Source organism: Amycolatopsis endophytica (assembly GCF_013410405.1).
Taxonomy (GTDB): Bacteria; Actinomycetota; Actinomycetes; order Mycobacteriales; family Pseudonocardiaceae; genus Amycolatopsis_E; species Amycolatopsis_E endophytica.
The window spans coordinates 4,483,574-4,500,593 of sequence record NZ_JACCFK010000001.1 but is presented as its reverse complement, the minus strand read 5'-3'; the positions used below and the strand labels follow the sequence as shown (position 1 = coordinate 4,500,593).

Sequence of the window (17,020 nt, the reverse complement as noted above, 5' to 3'; positions counted from 1 at the left end):
GCCGGGTGGTTCGACCTGCGCGAATACCGCGAGCTTCTGATGCTTTGTTGCCAAATGTTGGACCTTGAACAGCTGGACCTTCTGCCTTACGGTGGCTGTCATCGCAACGACGCGTCGTCTCCGGCGCATGGGCGACCTACTCAGGAGACACACCATGGCTCTTCAGTCCCCGGCCCCCACGGTGTCCATCGGCAAGATCGCGTTCGCGAGCTTCATCGGCACCGTCATCGAGTTCTTCGACTTCTTCATCTTCGGGACCGCGTCGGCCCTGATCTTCGGCAAGATCTTCTTCCCGGCGCTCGACCCGCTGGCGGGCACGCTCGCCTCGTTCGCCACCTTCGGTGTCGCGTTCGCCGCGAGGCCGCTGGGTGGTGTCGTCTTCGGCCACTTCGGCGACCGGCTCGGCCGCAAGACCATGCTCGTGCTGAGCCTGGTGCTGATGGGCGTGGGCACGGCGATGGTCGGCGTGCTTCCCACCTACTCCCAGATCGGGATCTGGGCCCCACTGCTGCTCGTGCTGTCGCGGCTGGTCCAGGGGGTCGCGATCGGCGGCGAGTGGAGCGGCGCGGTGCTCATGGCGGTCGAGCACGCACCACCGGGCAAGCGGGCGTTCTACGCGAGCTGGCCGCAGTGCGGGGTGCCGGCCGGTCTCGTCCTGGCCACCGCGATGTTCTACCTGGTGGAACAACTGCCCGCGGAAGCGCTGGTGTCGTGGGGCTGGCGGCTGCCGTTCCTCGCCAGCGTGGTGCTGGTGCTGGTGGGCCTCTACATCCGGCTGAAGGTCGACGAGTCGCCCGCCTTCAAGTCGGTGCAGGACAAGGGGCGCCAGGCGAAGTTCCCGGCCGCGGAGGTGATCCGCAAGTCGTGGAAGGGCATCGTCATCGCGATCTTTTCGATGGCCGCCGCGAACATCCCGTTCTACATGGCCACCGTGTTCGCCCTGAGTTACGGTTCGCAGCAGGCCGGTGTCACGCGAGGTAGCGTTCTGCTCGCGGTGTGCATCGCCTCGTTCATCCAGATCTTCACGATTCCCGTCACCGCCGTGCTCGCCGACCGGTTCGGGCGCAGGCCGGTGCTGCTGGCCGGATGCGTGATCACCGCCGTGATCGGCTTCCCGTTCTTCTGGCTCATCGACACCGGGAGCACCATCGCGATCGTGCTCGCGATGGTGATCGCACTGCCGGTCGCCCACTCGCTCACCTACGCCACGCTGGCGAGCTTCGTGCCCGAGCTGTTCGAAACCCGGCTGCGCTACAGCGGTTCCGCGATCGGTTACCAGGTCGGCGGGATGATCATGAGCGGTCCGGTCCCCTTCGTCTCGGCCGCGCTCTTCTCGTGGGCGGACAGCGCCTGGCCACTGTCGCTCTACATCGTGGCGGGCGGAGTGATGACGTTCGTCGCGGTGTTCGCCGCCCGCGAGTCCTATCGGGACGACATCGCGGACCGCGGCGGCGAGGTCGCGGCCGGCCGGGAATCGACGGCCACGGCCTGACCCCTTGACTCGACTGTAAATGTCCAACATTATGAGGACGTGCGAATGAACGACCAGGATCGGCGGAACGCCGCCCCAGGGCCGCTCGCGGGCCTGAAGGTCATCGACATGACCACCTCCTACGCCGGCCCGACCGCTTCGATGTACCTGGCGGACCTGGGCGCGGACGTGATCAAGGTCGAACGCCCCGGCGCCGGTGACGACGCCCGCACCTGGGGCCCGCCGTTCGTCCAGGACACCTCGGCGTGGTTCGCCTCCGCCAACCGGAACAAGCGGTCCGTGGTGATCAACCTCCGCGACCCGCGAGGGCTGGCGACACTGCGGCGGCTCATCGGTTCGGCCGACGTGTTCATGGAGAACCTCAACCCGGGCAAGCTGAAGTCCCTCGGAATCGACCACGAGACACTGCACGCCGAGTTCCCCGCGCTGATCTACTGCGCAATGTCGGGCTTCGGGCTCGACGGGCCCGACCACGCGCTGCCCGGCTACGACCTCGCCGCACAGGCCCGTTCCGGGATCATGTCGGTGACCGGCGCGAAGGGTGGCGCACCCCAGCGGGTCTCCTCGGCACTGTCCGATGTGATCACCGGGATGTGCGCCGCGCTGGCGGTGAGCGCCGCGGTGGTGCGCCAGCGCGAACACGGTGCCGGCGAGCTGATCGACGTGTCCCTGCTGGACTCCGACCTCGCGGTGATGGCGCCGCGGATCGCCGCCTACCTCGCGGGTGAGGCGGAACCGGCGCCCAGCGGCGGGACCGATTCGGTGCTCGCGGTGTACCAGTCGTTCCCGACCGCCGACCGGGACCTGGCGATCGCCATCGGCAACGACCAGATGTGGCGCCGGTTCTGCGACGTCGTCGGTCTTCCCGAGCTGGGCGAAGATCCCGCGCTGGCCGACAACGCGGGCCGGCGTGCGCACCGCGAGCGGCTGATCGCGGCGGTCACCGGCAAGCTCGGTGAGCGCACCGCCGCCGAATGGCAGAAGATCCTGGGGGAGACCGGAATCCCGTGCTCGCTCGTGCAGACCCTCTCGGAGGTGGTCACCGACCCGCAGGTCGTGGCCCGCGGAAGCCTCCTGCCGGTTCCGGGAACCGACGGCGCGATGCACAGCGTGCACAGCCCCTTCCGCTTCGCCTCGATCCCGGAGCCGCGCAACTCGCCGTGCCCGGTCCTGGGTGCGCACACCCGGGAGGTGCTGGCGGAGTGCGGGTTCACCGACTCCGACATCGACGCTCTGCTCGCGGACGGTGCGGTGCAGGAAGGGGTGAAGGTCGGTGAGTGACGAGTTCGTGGTCGTGGAGCGGGACGACGCGGTGGCCACCGTGCGGATCAACCGCCCCGACGTGCACAACGCGCTCAACGCCGCGCTGCTGCGACGGCTCGGCGACGAGATCGCGGCACTGGGCCGGGACGGCCGGATCCGGGCGATCGTGGTGACCGGAACCGGGGAGAAAGCCTTCAGCGCCGGTGCCGATCTGGACGAGCTGGCGCCACTCGACGCGGAATCCGCCGTCCCGGTCATGCGGGCCGGCCAGGCGGTGATCCGGGGTATCGAGCGCAGCCGGGTCCCGGTGGTCGCCGCGGTGAACGGGCTGGCGCTGGGCGGCGGTTTCGAGCTGGTGCTCGCCTGCTCGTTCGCCGTCGTCTCCCGGAAGGCCGCATTCGGTCTGCCGGAGTCCGGGCTCGGCCTCATCCCGGGCTACGGCGGCACGCAGCGGCTCGCCCGGGTCGCCGGGCCCGCGGTAGCCCGCCACGTCATGCTGACGGGCAGCCGCATCGACGCCGAACGCGCCCACCAGCTCGGCCTTGCCGTCATGGCGCCCACCGAGCCGGAGGACCTGCTGCCGGAGGCGCTACGGATCGCGCGGACGATCGCCGCGCGGGGCCCCCGCGCCGTACGGGCCATCCTGGGGGCCGTGGACCGTGGCCTCGACATGGCCCTGGAGGCGGGGCTGGACCTGGAGACGGGGCTCGCCGCACTGGCGATCGGCAGCCGCGAGGCGGCCGAGGGCGTGGCCGCCTTCCAGGGCAAGCGCGCCCCGGAATTCGAGGACCCGGCATGAACGCCACACCCCTGGACATCGACACCGACCCGAAGGCCTATCTCGCCCACCACGAGAGCCTGGACGAGTCCGCCGCCGACGCCCTGCTCGACGACCGTGAGCTCGCGGTGCGCGCGCAGGTGCGGGACGTCGTCGCGCACGAGGTCGCGCCGCGCGCGGCCGCGGCGGACCGCACGCACCAGTTCGTGCACGACAGCTATCAGGCACTCGCCACCGCGGGGCTGGCGGGCCTCATCTTCCCCCGGCACCTCGGCGGCACCGCGGACACCAACGTCGCCTACGCCGCGGCGATGGAGGAGATCACGGCGGGCTGCGCGGCCACGAGCCTGGTCTACATGACGCAGATGCACGCCGCGTACCCGATCCTGATCACCGGCTCGCCCGAACTGGCCGAGCGCTACATCCCGGGGTTGCTCACCGGCGCCGCCTACGGCGCGCTGGGCATCACCGAGCCGGGGGCGGGCAGCGACGTCGCGAGCCTGCGGTCGGTCGCCGCGCCGGTGCCGGGCGGCTATTCGCTGTCCGGGTCGAAGACGTTCATCACCACCGGCGACAGGGCCGACGTCATCATCTGCTTCGCCACCGTGGACCGTGCCCTGGGGCGCCGGGGCGTGACCGCGTTCGTCCTCAACGGACAGTGGGAGGGGCTCGGCCGTGGCACCCCGCTGTCGAAGATGGGCATGCACGGTTCGAGCACGGCCGAGCTGTTCTTCGACGGGGTGCCCATCCCCGCCGACCACCGTCTCGGTGACGAGGGCGGTGGCTGGCAGGTCGTGATGAACTCCGTGATCAAGTCACGGATCAGCGCGGCCGCCCAGGGTGTCGGACTGGCCCGCGCCGCCTACGGCCGCGCGCTGCGGGTGCTCACGCGCGCGCACGGACCGAAACTGCCGGACGAGGCGGCGTTCGCGCTGGCCACCCTGCGGGGAAAACTGTTGCAGGGCAGGCTGTTGCTGTTCGGCGTGGCACGCGAGGTCGACCGGTCCAGCAGTCCGAACGCGGGCCGGATCGGCATCATGAAACAGACCTGCACCGACCTCGGTTTCGACACGGCTCGCGAGGCGATGCGCATCCTCGGCCCGTACGGCGACCTGACCGATGTCGGTGTCGAGCGGTGCCTGCGCGACGCGAAGGTCACCCAGATCTACGACGGCACCAACGAGGTGCAGCGGATGCTCATCGCCCGCGACACCGCACGAAAGGAGCGGGCATGAGTTCGCTGAACGGCAAAGTCGCCATCGTCACCGGAGCGGGCCGCGGCCTCGGCCGCGAGATGGCGCGGGCACTGGCCGGCGCCGGCGCCCGGGTGACCGTCGCGGCCCGCACGGCCACCGAACTGGACAGGTTCGTGGCCGAACAGGAGGCGGCCGGTCGCGAGGCACTGGCCTGTCCCACCGACATCACCGACGCCTCCGCGGTCGAGCGGATGACCGAGGCGACGGTGCAGCGGTTCGGGCGGGTCGACATCCTGGTCAACAACTCCGGGATCGTGGCCACCACACCGTTGCTGGAGCAGGAACCGGACGAGTGGGACCGCGTGCTCGCCACCAACCTCCGGGGCGTGTACCTGGCGACCCGCGCGGTGGGGCGGCACTTCGTCGCGCAGAAGTCGGGCAAGGTCATCAACATCGCGTCGAACTTCGCGCTGCAAGGCGTGGCCAACCACGCCGCGTACTCGGCCTCGAAGGCGGGGGTGCTCGCCTTCACCCGGTCCATGGCCATGGAATGGGCCCGGTCCGGGATCCAGGTCAACGCCATCGCCCCTGGCTATTTCGCCACCGATCTGAACGCGGAGATGCGGGCCGACGCCGAGACCACCGAGAAGGTGGTGCGGGCGATCCCGGCGCGGCGCATGGGCGAACCCCGCGAGATCACCCCGTGGCTGCTGCTGCTCGCCGGGCCGGAATCGGACTTCATGACCGGCGAGCACATCGTGCTCGACGGCGGGCAGACGGTCCGCTGAGCCGCGGAACACACGAAACGGAGACAACGACGTGACTTCGCAGGAACGCACCGTCGCGGTGCTCGGTGCCGGGACCATGGGATCCGGCATCGCCACCGTGGCGGTACGCGGCGGTTACCGGACCCTCATCCACGACCTCGACGACGGCCGCGTCGCCCGCGGGGTGGACGCCGTGCGCGGGTTCCTCGCCAAGAGCGCCGAGCTGGGCAAGCTCACCGAGGAGGCGGCGGCCACCGCGTCGGCGCGCATCGAGGGCACCACGGACCTCAAGGACCTCGCCGGCGCCGGAGTGGTGATCGAGGCGATCTACGAGAACATGGCGGTCAAGAAGGACCTCTTCGGTGAGCTGGACGGCATCGTCGGCAAGGACACGCTGTTCCACACCAACACCTCGACGCTGTCGGTGACCGGCATCGCCGCGGGATCGTCGCGGCCGGAGCGCGTGGTGGGCACGCACTACTGCAACCCGGCGCCGCTGATGAAGCTCGTCGAGGTGGCCGACGGCAGGCACACCGCGAGCTGGGCGCACCGGGCCACGATCGAGTTCCTCGCCTCGGTCGGCAAGACCACCGTGGTCACCAAGGACCGGCCCGGCTTCATCGTGAACCGGTTCCTCATCCCGTGGGAGAACAGCTGCATCCAGGCGCTGGAGAACGGCCTGGGCACCAAGGAGTCGATCGACGCCGCCGTCACCGGAGCGCTCGGGCACCCGATGGGCCCGTTCAAGCTGCTCGACGTCGTCGGGATGGACATCCACCAGCAGGTCGCCACCCGCCTCTACGAGCAGCTGCGCGACCCGAAGTTCTTCCCGCCCCCGATGGTCGACCGCATGGTCGCCGCCGGGGACCTGGGCCGCAAGACCGGGCGCGGCTTCTACACCTACGACGACACCCGCCTGTTCGGTTCCTGAGGAGAGACCCATGTCCGAGATCCACACCGTGGCCGTACTGGGATTCGGCACGATGGGTGCCGGGATCGTCCAGGTCGTGGCGCAGTCCGGCCGTTCCGTCACCGTTCTGGAGACCGATCAGGAGCGCATCGAGGCGGGTCTGGCCCACCTGAGGTCCTTCCTGGACGGCGGTGTCCGGCGCGGCAAACTGACCGAGCCGCGGCGCGACGAGATCCTGGCGCGGGTCGCGACCGTCACCGATGTCGCCGAACTGGCCGCCGCCGACCTGGTGATCGAGGCCGTCACCGAACGCGCGGACGTCAAGCGGGACCTGCTCGCCCGGGTCTCCGCGGTCGTCGGCGCGGACACGCCGATCGTCACCAACACCTCGGCGCTGTCGGTGACCGACCTCGCGGGAGCGGTCCGCAACCCGCGGCGCTTCGCGGGCCTCCACTTCTTCAACCCCGCGCCACTGATGAAGGTCGTCGAGGTCGTCCGCGCGCTGCAGAGCGGGCCGGACGTCGTGGCGGCGCTGGTCGCGTTCACCGAATCGATCGGCAAGGACCCCGTAGTGGTCAGGGACCGGCCCGGATTCCTGGTCAACCACCTGCTGATCCCCTACCTCAACGACGTGATCGCCGAGTACGACAACGAGCTGGCCTCCGCCGAGGACATCGACACCGCGATCAAGCTCGGTCTCGGCTACCGCCTCGGCCCGCTCGAACTGCTCGATCTGATCGGGCTCGACGTGCACGAACACGCGGCGCGCAGTGCGTACGAGGGCACGCTCGACCCACACTTCGCGCCACCCCCGCTCCTGCGGCAGATGGTGGCCGCCGGCCGCCTCGGCGCCAAGAACGGGCAGGGATTCCGCACCGGAAAGGAAGACACCCAGTGACGAGCTACCGCGACATCGCCGTCGACCGCGACGGCCCGGTCCTCACGATCACGCTCAACCGGCCGGAGGCCGGCAACAAGTTCCGGCACGAGACCTGCCTCGAACTGTCCGACGCGCTGCAGCGGTTCCGGCTCGACCCGGCCCTGCGGGCGGCGATCCTCACCGGGGCGGGCGAGAAGTTCTTCTGCATCGGCGGCGAGCACGACGAGGCCACCTCGCTCGACCAGTCGCAGGTCCTGCCGATCATCGACGTCTACCAGGCGATCGACACCATCGCGAAGCCGATCATCGCGGCGGTCAACGGGTTCGCCGTCGGCGGCGGCAACGTGCTGCACACCGTGTGCGACCTGACCATCGCGGCCGACACCGCCGTGTTCCGCCAGGTCGGGCCGATGGTCGGCAGCTTCGACGCCGGATATGGCAGCTGGTACCTGGAAGACACCATCGGCCGCAAGCGCGCCAAGGAGATGTGGTACCTCAACCGCAAGTACTCCGCGCAGGAAGCGCTCGAGATGGGCCTGGCCAACGAGGTCGTGCCCGCCGCGGATCTGCGCGAGCGCGCCACCGAGGTCGCGCGCGAGCTGACCACCCGCAGCCCGATGGCGCTGGGCGGGCTCAAGGCCGCGTTCTCCGGCAAGCACAACGGCGTGTCCGGCCAGGCCCGGATGGCCCACGACCAGCTGCTCAGCGTCTACCTCACCACGCAGGAAGCGCACGAGGTGAGTGCCTCGTTCGGTGAGCGGCGCCGGCCCGATCCGGACAGGTTCTGGAAATGAGCCGCAACACCCCGGCCCTGACCGGGGACCAGTCCGATCTCGTCGCGATGCTCGACGCGCTGATGTCCGATGTGGACATCCAGCTCTCCGACGCGCGGCCGGACGAGGTGGCGCACCTGCGGGCACGGCTGGCCGATCTCGGTGTGTGGACGCTCGCGGTCCCCGAACGCCTCGGCGGCGGGGGCGGTGACCAGGCACTGGCGGCGGTCGCGGTCGCGCGGCTCGCGCGCCGCTGGGCCGCACTGGCGTGGGCGGCCGTGCAGGCGCACGCCGCGGCCGAGTTGCTCGAGGGCCACCCCGGCCTGCTCGCCCGCGTCCACGCCGGTGACGTCGCGATCGCCGTGACCGGCGGGCACCGGGTGGACGCGGCGGGAGAGGCGCCGCACGTCGTCGTCCTCGGTGCGGAAGGTGCACGGCTGTACGGGCCGGAGTCCCTGCACTACACCGCTGTCCGGCACACCGGCCTGGACGGGGCGCTGACCAGGATCGTCCGGTTCGACGGTGACGGGACCACGCTCGGTGGGGACGTGGACGGCGCCCGCGTGCGGCTCCGGCTCGGTGCCGCCGCGGTCGCCGCGGGGATCGCCGACGCCGCCGCGGAGGCCGCGCTCGGCTACAGCGCCGTCCGCAAGCAGTTCGGCGGCGCGCTCACCGCCCTGCCGGCGGTGCGCGACGCGCTGTTCGATTCGTCCGGAGCCGCCGCCGTCCAGCTGCGCCAGGTGGTGCAGAGCGCGGAGGCAGCACCGTGGCAGGCCGCCGCGGTGCTCGAGTCCGCCTGCGAGACCGCCATCGACGCCGCCGCCAGGGCGGTGCAGTCCCACGGTGGCTACGGCTACCTCACCGAGTACCCGGTCGAACGCCTGCTGCGCGACGCGGTGTCGCTGCGGGCCGCGTGCGACACCGCGGCCACCCGCCGGGACGGCGCGCTCGACCTGGCCGGTTCCGCGAAAGGATGAGCATGGGCACTCCACTCGCCGAGTCGCTCGGCGGTCAGCACACTCCCCTCACCGACGCCGAGGCCGACGCGTTCCGCGCCGCGGGCTGGTGGCAGAACCGCACCATCCGCTCGGTGCTCTCCGAGACGGCCGCCCGGTACCCGGACCGCCCCGCACTCGTCGGCCACCGCACCGGCGCGCCGGTCGTCCGGCAGAACTACCGCGAGTTCGACGCCGCCGCGCACCACGCCGCCTCGGCACTGGCCGCGGTCGGCGTCGGGCGGGGTGACGCCGTGGCGTTGATGTTGCCGAACTGGATCGAGTACGCGGCGCTGCTGTTCGGCATCAACGAGGCCGGCGCGGTCTACGCCGGGATCCCGGTGTCCTACGGCGAGCGGCAGGCCGCCGCGATCCTCCGCCGCAGCAAGGCGAAGGTGCTGGTGATCCCGCGCTCATGGCGCGGCACGGACCACCTGGGGTTGTCGCGGAACCTGCGCGCGGAACTACCGCACCTGGAAACCGTCATCGTGCTCGGCGACGGGCCCGCGGACCTGCGCGCCGGCGAGATCGCCTGGTCCGCGCTGGACGACGTGCCACCACGGGAGTTCTCCGATCCCGACCCGAGCGCGATCTGCTACCTGGGCTTCACCTCGGGCACGACGGGTGAGCCCAAGGGCGCCATGCACACCCACGACACCCTGCTCTACGACGCGAGGGCGCTGGCCGACCACCTCGGACCCGAGACGCTCGGTGATCCGATGGTGCAGCTCGTCGCCTCCCCGGTGGGCCACCACACGGGCTGGATGTGGGGCGTGCTGTTCACGACGTACCTCGCCGGCACCGGCGTCCACGTCGACCGGTGGGATCCGGACTGGGGCACGCGGGTGATCCGCGAGGAAGGGATCACCACCTTCTTCGGCGCGCCCACGTTCCTGCAGGACATGATGCGCACCGACCTCGCCGGCGATCCCACGTGCCCGTTGCGGTGCCTGGTGATCGCGGGCTCTTCGGTGCCGCGCACGCTGCCCGCGCGGGCCGGCAAGGCGTTCGGCGCCTACATCGCGCCCGCGTGGGGCATGACCGAGTGCGGGATCACCGTCTCCTGCACGCCGGCGGAGCCGGACGACATCCAGTGCACCGACGGGTCGCTCGTCGCCGGGTCCGCGGCCCGGGTCGTCGACGAACTGGGCCGGGACGTGCCGCCCGGGGTGACCGGAGAGCTGCTGATGAAGGGCCCCGGAATGGTGCTGGGCTACTACGACCGTCCCGATGCGACGGACAACGCGTTCCTGCCCGGGATGTGGTTCCGGACGGGTGACACCGCGAGCATCGACTCCAACGGCTGGGTCTCGCTGCGCGGCCGGAGCAAGGACATCATCATCCGGGGCGGGGAGAACATCCCGGTCACCGATGTGGAGACGCTGCTGTTCGACCATCCCGACGTGCTCAACGCCGCCGTTGTCGCCTACCCGGACGACCGGCTGGGCGAGCGCGCGGCCGCGGTGCTGGTGATCCGCGACGACGCGGTGCTCGACCTGCCGGGCCTGTGCGAGTACCTGCTGGCCCGTGGGCTGTCGAAACACTACCTGCCGGAGCGGCTGGTGCTGCTGGACGAGCTCCCGGTCACCCAGAGCGGCAAGATCCAGAAGTTCAAACTGCGCGAGCTGGTCTCGTCCCAGGTCCCGTGAAAGGCGGCAGATGAGCTCGAACACCACCGCGCCACCGTTGTCCGGAGTGCGTGTCCTGGACCTGTCCACTCTGCTGCCCGGCCCGCTGGGGACCCTCATGCTCGCCGAGGCGGGCGCCGACGTGATCAAGATCGAACGTCCCGGCCGCGGCGACGAAATGCGTTCCTACCACCCGAAACTCGGTGACGCGAGCGCGAACTACGCCGTGCTCAACCGCGGCAAACGGGCCTTCGCCGCGGATCTGAAAAACCCCGCCGACCGCGACCGGGTGCTCGACCTCGCCGCGGGTGCGGACGTCGTCGTGGAACAGTTCCGGCCCGGGGTCGCCGCCCGGCTCGGTCTCGGCTACGGGCACGTTCGCTCCCGCAATCCCGGCGTCGTGTACTGCTCGATCACCGGATACGGCCAGGAGGGACCGCATGCGGGGCGGGCCGGGCACGACCTGAACTACCTGGCCGAGACCGGTCTGCTCGGTGTGGTCACCGACGCCTCCGGGACTCCCCAGCTGCCCGTTTCGGTCCTGGCCGACATCGCGGCGGGCAGCTACCCGGCCGTGGTGAACATCCTGCTCGCGCTGCGGCGGCGTGACCTCACCGGGACGGGCTGCCACCTCGACATTTCGATGGCGCACAACCTCCAGGTGCTCGCCTACGGCTACTTCGCGGCGCACCAGGGCGGCGGGGGGTGGCCGCGCCCCGGCGCCGAGCAGCTCACCGGCGGCAGCCCTCGTTACCAGATCTACGCCACTTCGGACGGACGGCACCTCGCGGTCGCCGCACTCGAGCAGAAGTTCTGGGAACGCCTCGCCCAGCTGATCGACCTGCCGGAGCACCTCGTCGACGACGACGGACAGGAGGACGCGGTGATCGCGGCGGTCGCCGAGCGCATCGGCGCGCACCCGGCCGGGCACTGGCGCAAGGTGTTCGACGGTGAGGACGTCTGCACGGCCGTGGTCGCGACGTTCGACGAAGCCGTCGACAGCGGGCTGGTCGAACCGGACCGGCCGGAACGGCTCACCGGACCCGGTTTCGACGTCGGCACCCTGCGCAGCCCGCTCGACCCGGCGGTGCGTGCCCAGCCGGGACGGCTCGGCTATCCCGCATTGCCGCCCCTGCCCCCCGAGGTGGATCCACTGTGGACCTCGCCGGGCGACCGCCGGTGACCGGGCTGTCCGACGGCGCGGCCCACCGCGCGGCCGCCGTGTTCGACCTGCCCGGCGTCCGGTCCGCGTTGCCGGTGACGCAGAGCGGCAAGATCCGGAAGGCCGCGCCGCGTGAGCTCGCCGCTTCCTGAACACGCTGTCCCGAGAGGAGAACTGATCCCATGCGCGCTGCGCTCGTGAAGGAGTTCGGACCGCCGTCGGCACTGGTCGTCGAGGAAATCGCGGACCTCGTTCCCGGTCCCGGTGAGGTCGTCGTCGAGGTGGCCGCGGTGAGCGTCAACTTTCCCGACATCCTCGTGGTGGAGGGGACTTACCAGAACCTGCCGCCGCGTCCGTTCAGCCCGGGCAAGGAGGCCGCGGGCCGGGTTCTGGCGGTCGGCGAGGGTGTGACGCGGCTGGGCGCCGGTGACCGGGTGCTGGCGCTGGTCGAGTACGGCGGCTATGCCGAGCAGCTGCTCGTGCCCGAGGAGCTGGTCATGCAGCTGCCCGGCACGATCTCCTACGAGGAGGCCGCCGCGTTCGGGCTCGTGTACAGCACCGCCTACTTCGGGCTGCTGCGGCGAGGCCAGATGCGGGCCGGGGAGACCGTGCTGGTCACCGGCGCGGGAGGCGGGGTCGGCTCGGCAGGTGTCCAGGTCGCCAAAGCCTACGGTGCCACGGTGATCGCGCTGGCCCAGGACGAGTCCAAGGCGGAACTGGCCCGCGCCCAGGGCGCCGACCACGTGCTCACGTCGGGTCCGCGGACTCTGCGCGACGACGTGCGCGCCCTCACCGGTGGCCGGGGGGTGGACGTCGCACTGGACATGCTCGGTGGCGACTTCCTCAGCCAGATCATCCGGTGCACGGCGTGGGAGGGCCGGATCGTGATCGTCGGGTTCGCCTCCGGCGGGCAGAACCCGATCAAACCGGGCCACGTGCTGGTGAAGAGCATCAGCGTGATCGGACTGCAGAGCAGCGACTACCGGGACCGCATGCCGGAGCTGATGCGGTCGACGATGGCGGAGATGTTCGCCCTGCACGCCGAGGGCAGGCTCAACGCGGCGGTCGACACGACCTTTCCGCTGGAGAAGGTCGCCGATGCGCTGCAGTACGTCAAGGACGGGCGGGTGCGCGGGAAGGTCGTGATCACGACCGGCCGCGGGGCCTGAGGTTCGGCGACCCGCCGCTTGACGGCCCCGACGAACCGCCGCACGCGGAGCCCGCATTTCCCGCGGTTTGCCCCGTTCCGCCCCGCCGCTCAACCCGGGCAGGGCAGGATGATCACCGTGACCACCGCATCCAGGATCAGCGCCGGAGAGGCGATCGGCTCGATCGTCGCCATCGTGTTCGGGCTCGTGTTCGTGCTCGTCAACAGCGGCGGGCTGGCCTCGCCGTGGCCGGTGGCCATCCGGGTGGCAGGGGCCGTGGTGGCGGCAGGGCTGTTCGTGCTGCTGGCGCGGCGGGGGAAGCCGGAGGGCGGCGCGGGCACCACGTTCTTCGACCGCAGCCAGTTCCGGTGGATCGTCCTGGCGGAGGTGGTGGCGCTCTTCGGCGGGCTGTTCGTGATCAACGGCGTGCTGGGCCACGGCGAGGCCGGCGTCGCGTGGATCGCCGTGGTCGTCGGCGTGCACTTCCTCGCGATGGGGCGGGCATTCCGGCTCGCAAGGTTCCTGACGCTGGGCGGCGTGATGACGGCGCTCGGCGTGGCCGGGTTCGTGCTCGCGTTCGCCGGGGCGGGCGCCGCGATGATCGGGCTGGTGTCCGGTGTGCTGTCCGGGGTCGCGCTGTTCGCCGTCGCGCTCTACACGCTGACGCGTTAGATCAGCGCCAGCGGGTCGAGCTGGATCCGCACCGTCGCGGTCTCCTTGCGCGCGGCCCGCGTGGCCTGCGCGGCGCCAAGGCAGGCGGCCAGCGCACGGGCCTCGCCGCGGGGCACGCGGATCAGGACGCGCTCCCGTTCGGAACGGCCCTCCTCGTCGGGCTCGGTCAGCGGAACCGGCCCCAGGATCTCGGCCGATCCGGGCAACCCGGCCTCCGCCAGCAACGCCGCCACCGCCTCCGGGGTGCCCTCGACGCTCGCCATCCGCACGACCGGCGGGAAACCCAGCTCGCGGCGCTCGGACAGTTCCCGCTCGGCGTGCCAGGCCGGATCCCACCGCACCAGCGCCTGCACCGGGGCCAACGGCGCCTCCGCGCCGACGATCACCCGTCCGCCCGCCGACGACGGCCGCACCAGCGCCGCCGCCGTCATCCACCGCCGCAACGTCTCCTCCGCCGCCCGCAGGTCCTGCCGCCCCAGCAATGCCCAGCCGTCCAGCAGCAGCGCCGCGCCGTACCCGCCCTCGGCGACCGGCTCGGCCCCGGGCGTCGACACCACCAGCGCCGGCCGCGCCGGAACGGAAGCCAGCACTTCGCGAGCCCCCGACGTGCGCACCGGCACACCCGGGAACGCCCGGCCCATCTCCTCCGCGGTCCGTTTCGCCCCGACCACGACCGCCCGCAACCGCGCCGAACCACAGGCCGGGCACCGGAAATGCGCCTCCGGGGTGCCACACCACCGGCAGTTCGGCGCGTGCGCCACGTCGGCTCCCGCCCCGCCAGGCAACCCGAGCGGCCCGGCGCACCGGCGGCAGTGCGCGGGCGCCCGGCACTGCGCGCAGGCCAGCGCGGGCACGTAACCGCGCCGTGGCACCTGCACCAGCACGGGAGCCCCGGCCGTGAACGCCTGCCGCGCCGCCTCGAACGCCACCGACGGCAGCCGCGCCACGCGGGCGGCCTCGTCGCGCGCCACGTCGAAGTCCTCGCCGACCGGCGTCACCCGCGGCGCGGCCTTCCGCAGCTCGTCCCGCGAGCCCGCCACCGGATGCGCCCACCGCGTCTCGACCAGCAGCTGCGCCTCGGCCGTGCGCGCGAACCCGCCCGCCACGAACGACGCGCCCTGCGCGTGCGCCCGCAACGCCAGCACGTCCCGCACCTGCGGGTAGGGCATGTGCGGGTCGACGTGCAGGTCGTCCCCGTCGTCCCACACCACGAACAACCCGGGGTCGGCGACCGGCGCGAACATCGCCGCGCGCGTGCCGACCACGATCGGCACCGAACCACGGGACACCGCGAGCCACCGCCGGTACCGCTCCGCCGGGCCGGTGTCGGCGGACAACGCGACGACCGCGCCCGCACCGGCCACGCGCACGCACGCCTCGTGCACCCGGGTCAGGTCGCGGTGGTCGGGCACCACCAGCACCGCACCCCGCCCGGAAGCCGCGGCCAGCCCCGCCAGTTCGGCCAGCCGCGCGGGCCAGTCCTCCCCCGGCAGCGCCTGCCACACCGCGTGCGCCTGCTTGCCCGCCCGGAGCGCTCCGGTGAAGGACTCGCCGAACTGGTAGCGCTGCCACGCCTGCGACGACGGCGCTTCGGTGACCTTCGCCGGCTCGCGCGGTGGCTCGGACTCGGCCTTGGCGTGCCGGGGCGGGATCGCCAGCCGCAGCACGTCCATCAGGGTGCCGCCGTACCGGTCGGCCACCCGCCGGGCGACGTCGTGCAGCTCCGGGGACAGCACCGGCTCCGGCGAGGTGACGCGTTCCAGGAACGCCAGCCGCCCCTTGTGGTCGGTGGTCGAGGCGCGCTCGATCAGGAACCCGTCGACGAGCTGCCCCGCGAACCGCACCCGCACCCGGCAGCCGGGCACCGCGTCGGCGTCGAGCTTGTCCGGTACCTGGTAGTCGAACGTGCGGTCCAGGTGCGCCAGCGGAACGTCGACCACGATCCGCGCGACCGGGTCGTGTTCCGCCGGCTTCGGCTGCCCCTTGCGGGACGCGGGACGCTTCGCCGCGGCGCGCTTGGGCGGCGCGGGCGCGGGCAGGTCCCAGAGCGCGTCGGAAGAGGTCACGCCTAGTTCTCTACCAGACCCCTCCGACACGTTCCGGAAGTACTCAGGCGCCCGCGAGCGACCGCAACGCGTCGGAGCGGTCGGTGTTCTCCCAGGGCAGCTTCACGTCGGTACGGCCGAAGTGGCCGTACGCGGCGGTGGCGGCGTAGATCGGGTGCAGCAGGTCCAGGTCGCGGATGATCGCGGCCGGGCGCAGGTCGAACACCTCGCTGATCGCGGTCTGGATCTTGGCCGGGTCGACCGTCTCGGTGCCGAAGGTCTCGACGAACAGGCCGACCGGCGACGCCTTGCCGATCGCGTACGCGACCTGCACCTCGACCCGCCCGGCCAGCCCCGCGGCGACGACGTTCTTGGCGACCCAGCGCATCGCGTAGGCCGCGGAGCGGTCCACCTTCGACGGGTCCTTGCCGGAGAACGCGCCACCACCGTGACGGGCCATGCCGCCGTAGGTGTCCACGATGATCTTGCGGCCGGTCAGCCCGGCGTCACCCATCGGGCCGCCGATGACGAAGCGGCCGGTCGGGTTGACCAGCAGCCGCACGTCGCCGTGGTCGAGGTCGAGCTCGTTCAGCTCGGGCAGCACGACCTGCTCGCGGACGTCGACGCCGAGCATGCTGTCCAGGTCGATGCCCTCGGCGTGCTGCGTGGACACCACGACGGTGTCCAGCCGCACCGGCTGGTCGCCCGCGTACTCGATGGTGACCTGGGTCTTGCCGTCCGGGCGCAGGTAGGGCAGCACGCCGTCTTTGCGCACCCTGGCGAGCCGGCGGGACAGGCGGTGGGCCAGCGCGATCGGCAGCGGCATCAGCTCCGGCGTGTCCGAGCACGCGTACCCGAACATCAGGCCCTGGTCGCCCGCGCCCTGCCGGTCGATCTCGTCGATCGCGTTCTCCACGCGCGACTCGTAGGCGGTGTCCACGCCCTGCGCGATGTCCGGGGACTGCGCGCCGATCGCGACGTTGACGCCGCAGGAGTTGCCGTCGAACCCCTTGGCGGAGGAGTCGTAGCCGATCTCGAGGATCCGCTCGCGCACGATCGTCGGGATGTCGGCGTAGGCCTCGGTGGTCACCTCACCGGCCACGTGCACCTGGCCGGTCGTGATCATCGTCTCGACCGCGACGCGCGAACGCGGGTCCTTCGCCAGCAGGGCGTCCAGGATCGAGTCGCTGATGGCGTCACAGATCTTGTCCGGGTGCCCTTCGGTCACCGACTCCGAAGTGAACAACCTGCGATTAGACGCGGTCACCACGCTCACATCCCATCAACTCTTCTGTCCCTCCGGAGCGCCGG

The 17,020-nt window shown here is 71.6% G+C and carries 16 protein-coding genes; 14 read left to right on the top strand and 2 right to left on the bottom strand.

Translation table 11 applies throughout. The annotated features are described in order from the left end of the window. The first annotated feature begins 154 nt into the window (after positions 1-154). The 14 genes from HNR02_RS22200 (at position 155) to HNR02_RS22140 (ending at position 13,664) form a co-directional block, all read left to right on the top strand. Positions 155-1,492, top strand: a complete 1,338-nt coding sequence (locus tag HNR02_RS22200; RefSeq protein ID WP_179775053.1) for an MFS transporter — start codon at positions 155-157, stop codon at positions 1,490-1,492. 45 nt (positions 1,493-1,537) lie between these two features. Further along, positions 1,538-2,773 carry a CaiB/BaiF CoA transferase family protein gene (locus HNR02_RS22195; RefSeq protein ID WP_179775052.1) on the top strand — a complete coding sequence of 412 codons (1,236 nt, stop codon included), beginning with the start codon at positions 1,538-1,540 and terminating at the stop codon, positions 2,771-2,773. After that, positions 2,766-3,554, top strand: coding sequence for an enoyl-CoA hydratase/isomerase family protein (locus tag HNR02_RS22190; protein ID WP_179775051.1), 789 nt, complete (start codon positions 2,766-2,768; stop codon positions 3,552-3,554). Before HNR02_RS22195 ends, HNR02_RS22190 begins: the two co-directional genes overlap by 8 nt. Continuing rightward, on the top strand, positions 3,551-4,768 hold the full coding sequence (locus HNR02_RS22185) for an acyl-CoA dehydrogenase family protein (RefSeq protein ID WP_179775050.1): 1,218 nt from the start codon (positions 3,551-3,553) through the stop codon (positions 4,766-4,768). Before HNR02_RS22190 ends, HNR02_RS22185 begins: the two co-directional genes overlap by 4 nt. Continuing rightward, positions 4,765-5,517, top strand: a complete 753-nt coding sequence (locus HNR02_RS22180) for an SDR family NAD(P)-dependent oxidoreductase (protein WP_179775049.1) — start codon at positions 4,765-4,767, stop codon at positions 5,515-5,517. Before HNR02_RS22185 ends, HNR02_RS22180 begins: the two co-directional genes overlap by 4 nt. A 31-nt stretch (positions 5,518-5,548) precedes the next feature. Continuing rightward, positions 5,549-6,427: a 3-hydroxyacyl-CoA dehydrogenase family protein gene (locus HNR02_RS22175; protein WP_179775048.1), complete on the top strand. Its 879-nt coding sequence runs from the start codon at positions 5,549-5,551 to the stop codon at positions 6,425-6,427. Positions 6,428-6,437: 10 nt separating this feature from the next. After that, positions 6,438-7,304, top strand: a complete 867-nt coding sequence (locus tag HNR02_RS22170; protein ID WP_179775047.1) for a 3-hydroxyacyl-CoA dehydrogenase family protein — start codon at positions 6,438-6,440, stop codon at positions 7,302-7,304. Then, positions 7,301-8,080: an enoyl-CoA hydratase-related protein gene (locus tag HNR02_RS22165; protein ID WP_179775046.1), complete on the top strand. Its 780-nt coding sequence runs from the start codon at positions 7,301-7,303 to the stop codon at positions 8,078-8,080. The genes HNR02_RS22170 and HNR02_RS22165 overlap by 4 nt, the downstream gene beginning before the upstream one ends. Then, entirely contained in the window at positions 8,077-9,036 is a 960-nt protein-coding gene (locus HNR02_RS22160) for an acyl-CoA dehydrogenase family protein (protein ID WP_179775045.1), read from the top strand. The genes HNR02_RS22165 and HNR02_RS22160 overlap by 4 nt, the downstream gene beginning before the upstream one ends. A gap of 2 nt (positions 9,037-9,038) precedes the next feature. After that, positions 9,039-10,703 (top strand): AMP-binding protein, encoded by a 1,665-nt coding sequence (locus HNR02_RS22155; protein ID WP_246338616.1) that lies wholly within the window; start codon positions 9,039-9,041, stop codon positions 10,701-10,703. 10 nt (positions 10,704-10,713) lie between these two features. Continuing rightward, on the top strand, positions 10,714-11,865 hold the full coding sequence (locus tag HNR02_RS22150; RefSeq protein WP_179775043.1) for a CaiB/BaiF CoA transferase family protein: 1,152 nt from the start codon (positions 10,714-10,716) through the stop codon (positions 11,863-11,865). Next, a complete protein-coding gene (locus tag HNR02_RS36185) occupies positions 11,862-11,996 on the top strand; it encodes a hypothetical protein (RefSeq protein ID WP_281377258.1) in 135 nt (44 codons plus the stop codon). The genes HNR02_RS22150 and HNR02_RS36185 overlap by 4 nt, the downstream gene beginning before the upstream one ends. Positions 11,997-12,026: 30 nt before the next feature. Then, positions 12,027-13,013 carry an NADPH:quinone oxidoreductase family protein gene (locus HNR02_RS22145; protein ID WP_179775042.1) on the top strand — a complete coding sequence of 329 codons (987 nt, stop codon included), beginning with the start codon at positions 12,027-12,029 and terminating at the stop codon, positions 13,011-13,013. A gap of 117 nt (positions 13,014-13,130) precedes the next feature. After that, a complete protein-coding gene (locus tag HNR02_RS22140; RefSeq protein ID WP_179775041.1) occupies positions 13,131-13,664 on the top strand; it encodes a hypothetical protein in 534 nt (177 codons plus the stop codon). Here the strand turns inward: HNR02_RS22140 and HNR02_RS22135 are convergent. After that, complete coding sequence (locus tag HNR02_RS22135) at positions 13,661-15,730, bottom strand: primosomal protein N' (protein WP_179775040.1); 2,070 nt, start codon at positions 15,728-15,730, stop codon at positions 13,661-13,663. The genes HNR02_RS22140 and HNR02_RS22135 overlap by 4 nt on opposite strands. A gap of 43 nt (positions 15,731-15,773) precedes the next feature. After that, the gene (gene metK, locus HNR02_RS22130; protein WP_179775039.1) at positions 15,774-16,976 is read right to left on the bottom strand and encodes a methionine adenosyltransferase; all 1,203 of its coding nucleotides are present in this window, start codon (positions 16,974-16,976) and stop codon (positions 15,774-15,776) included. Between the last annotated feature and the right edge of the window lie 44 nt (positions 16,977-17,020).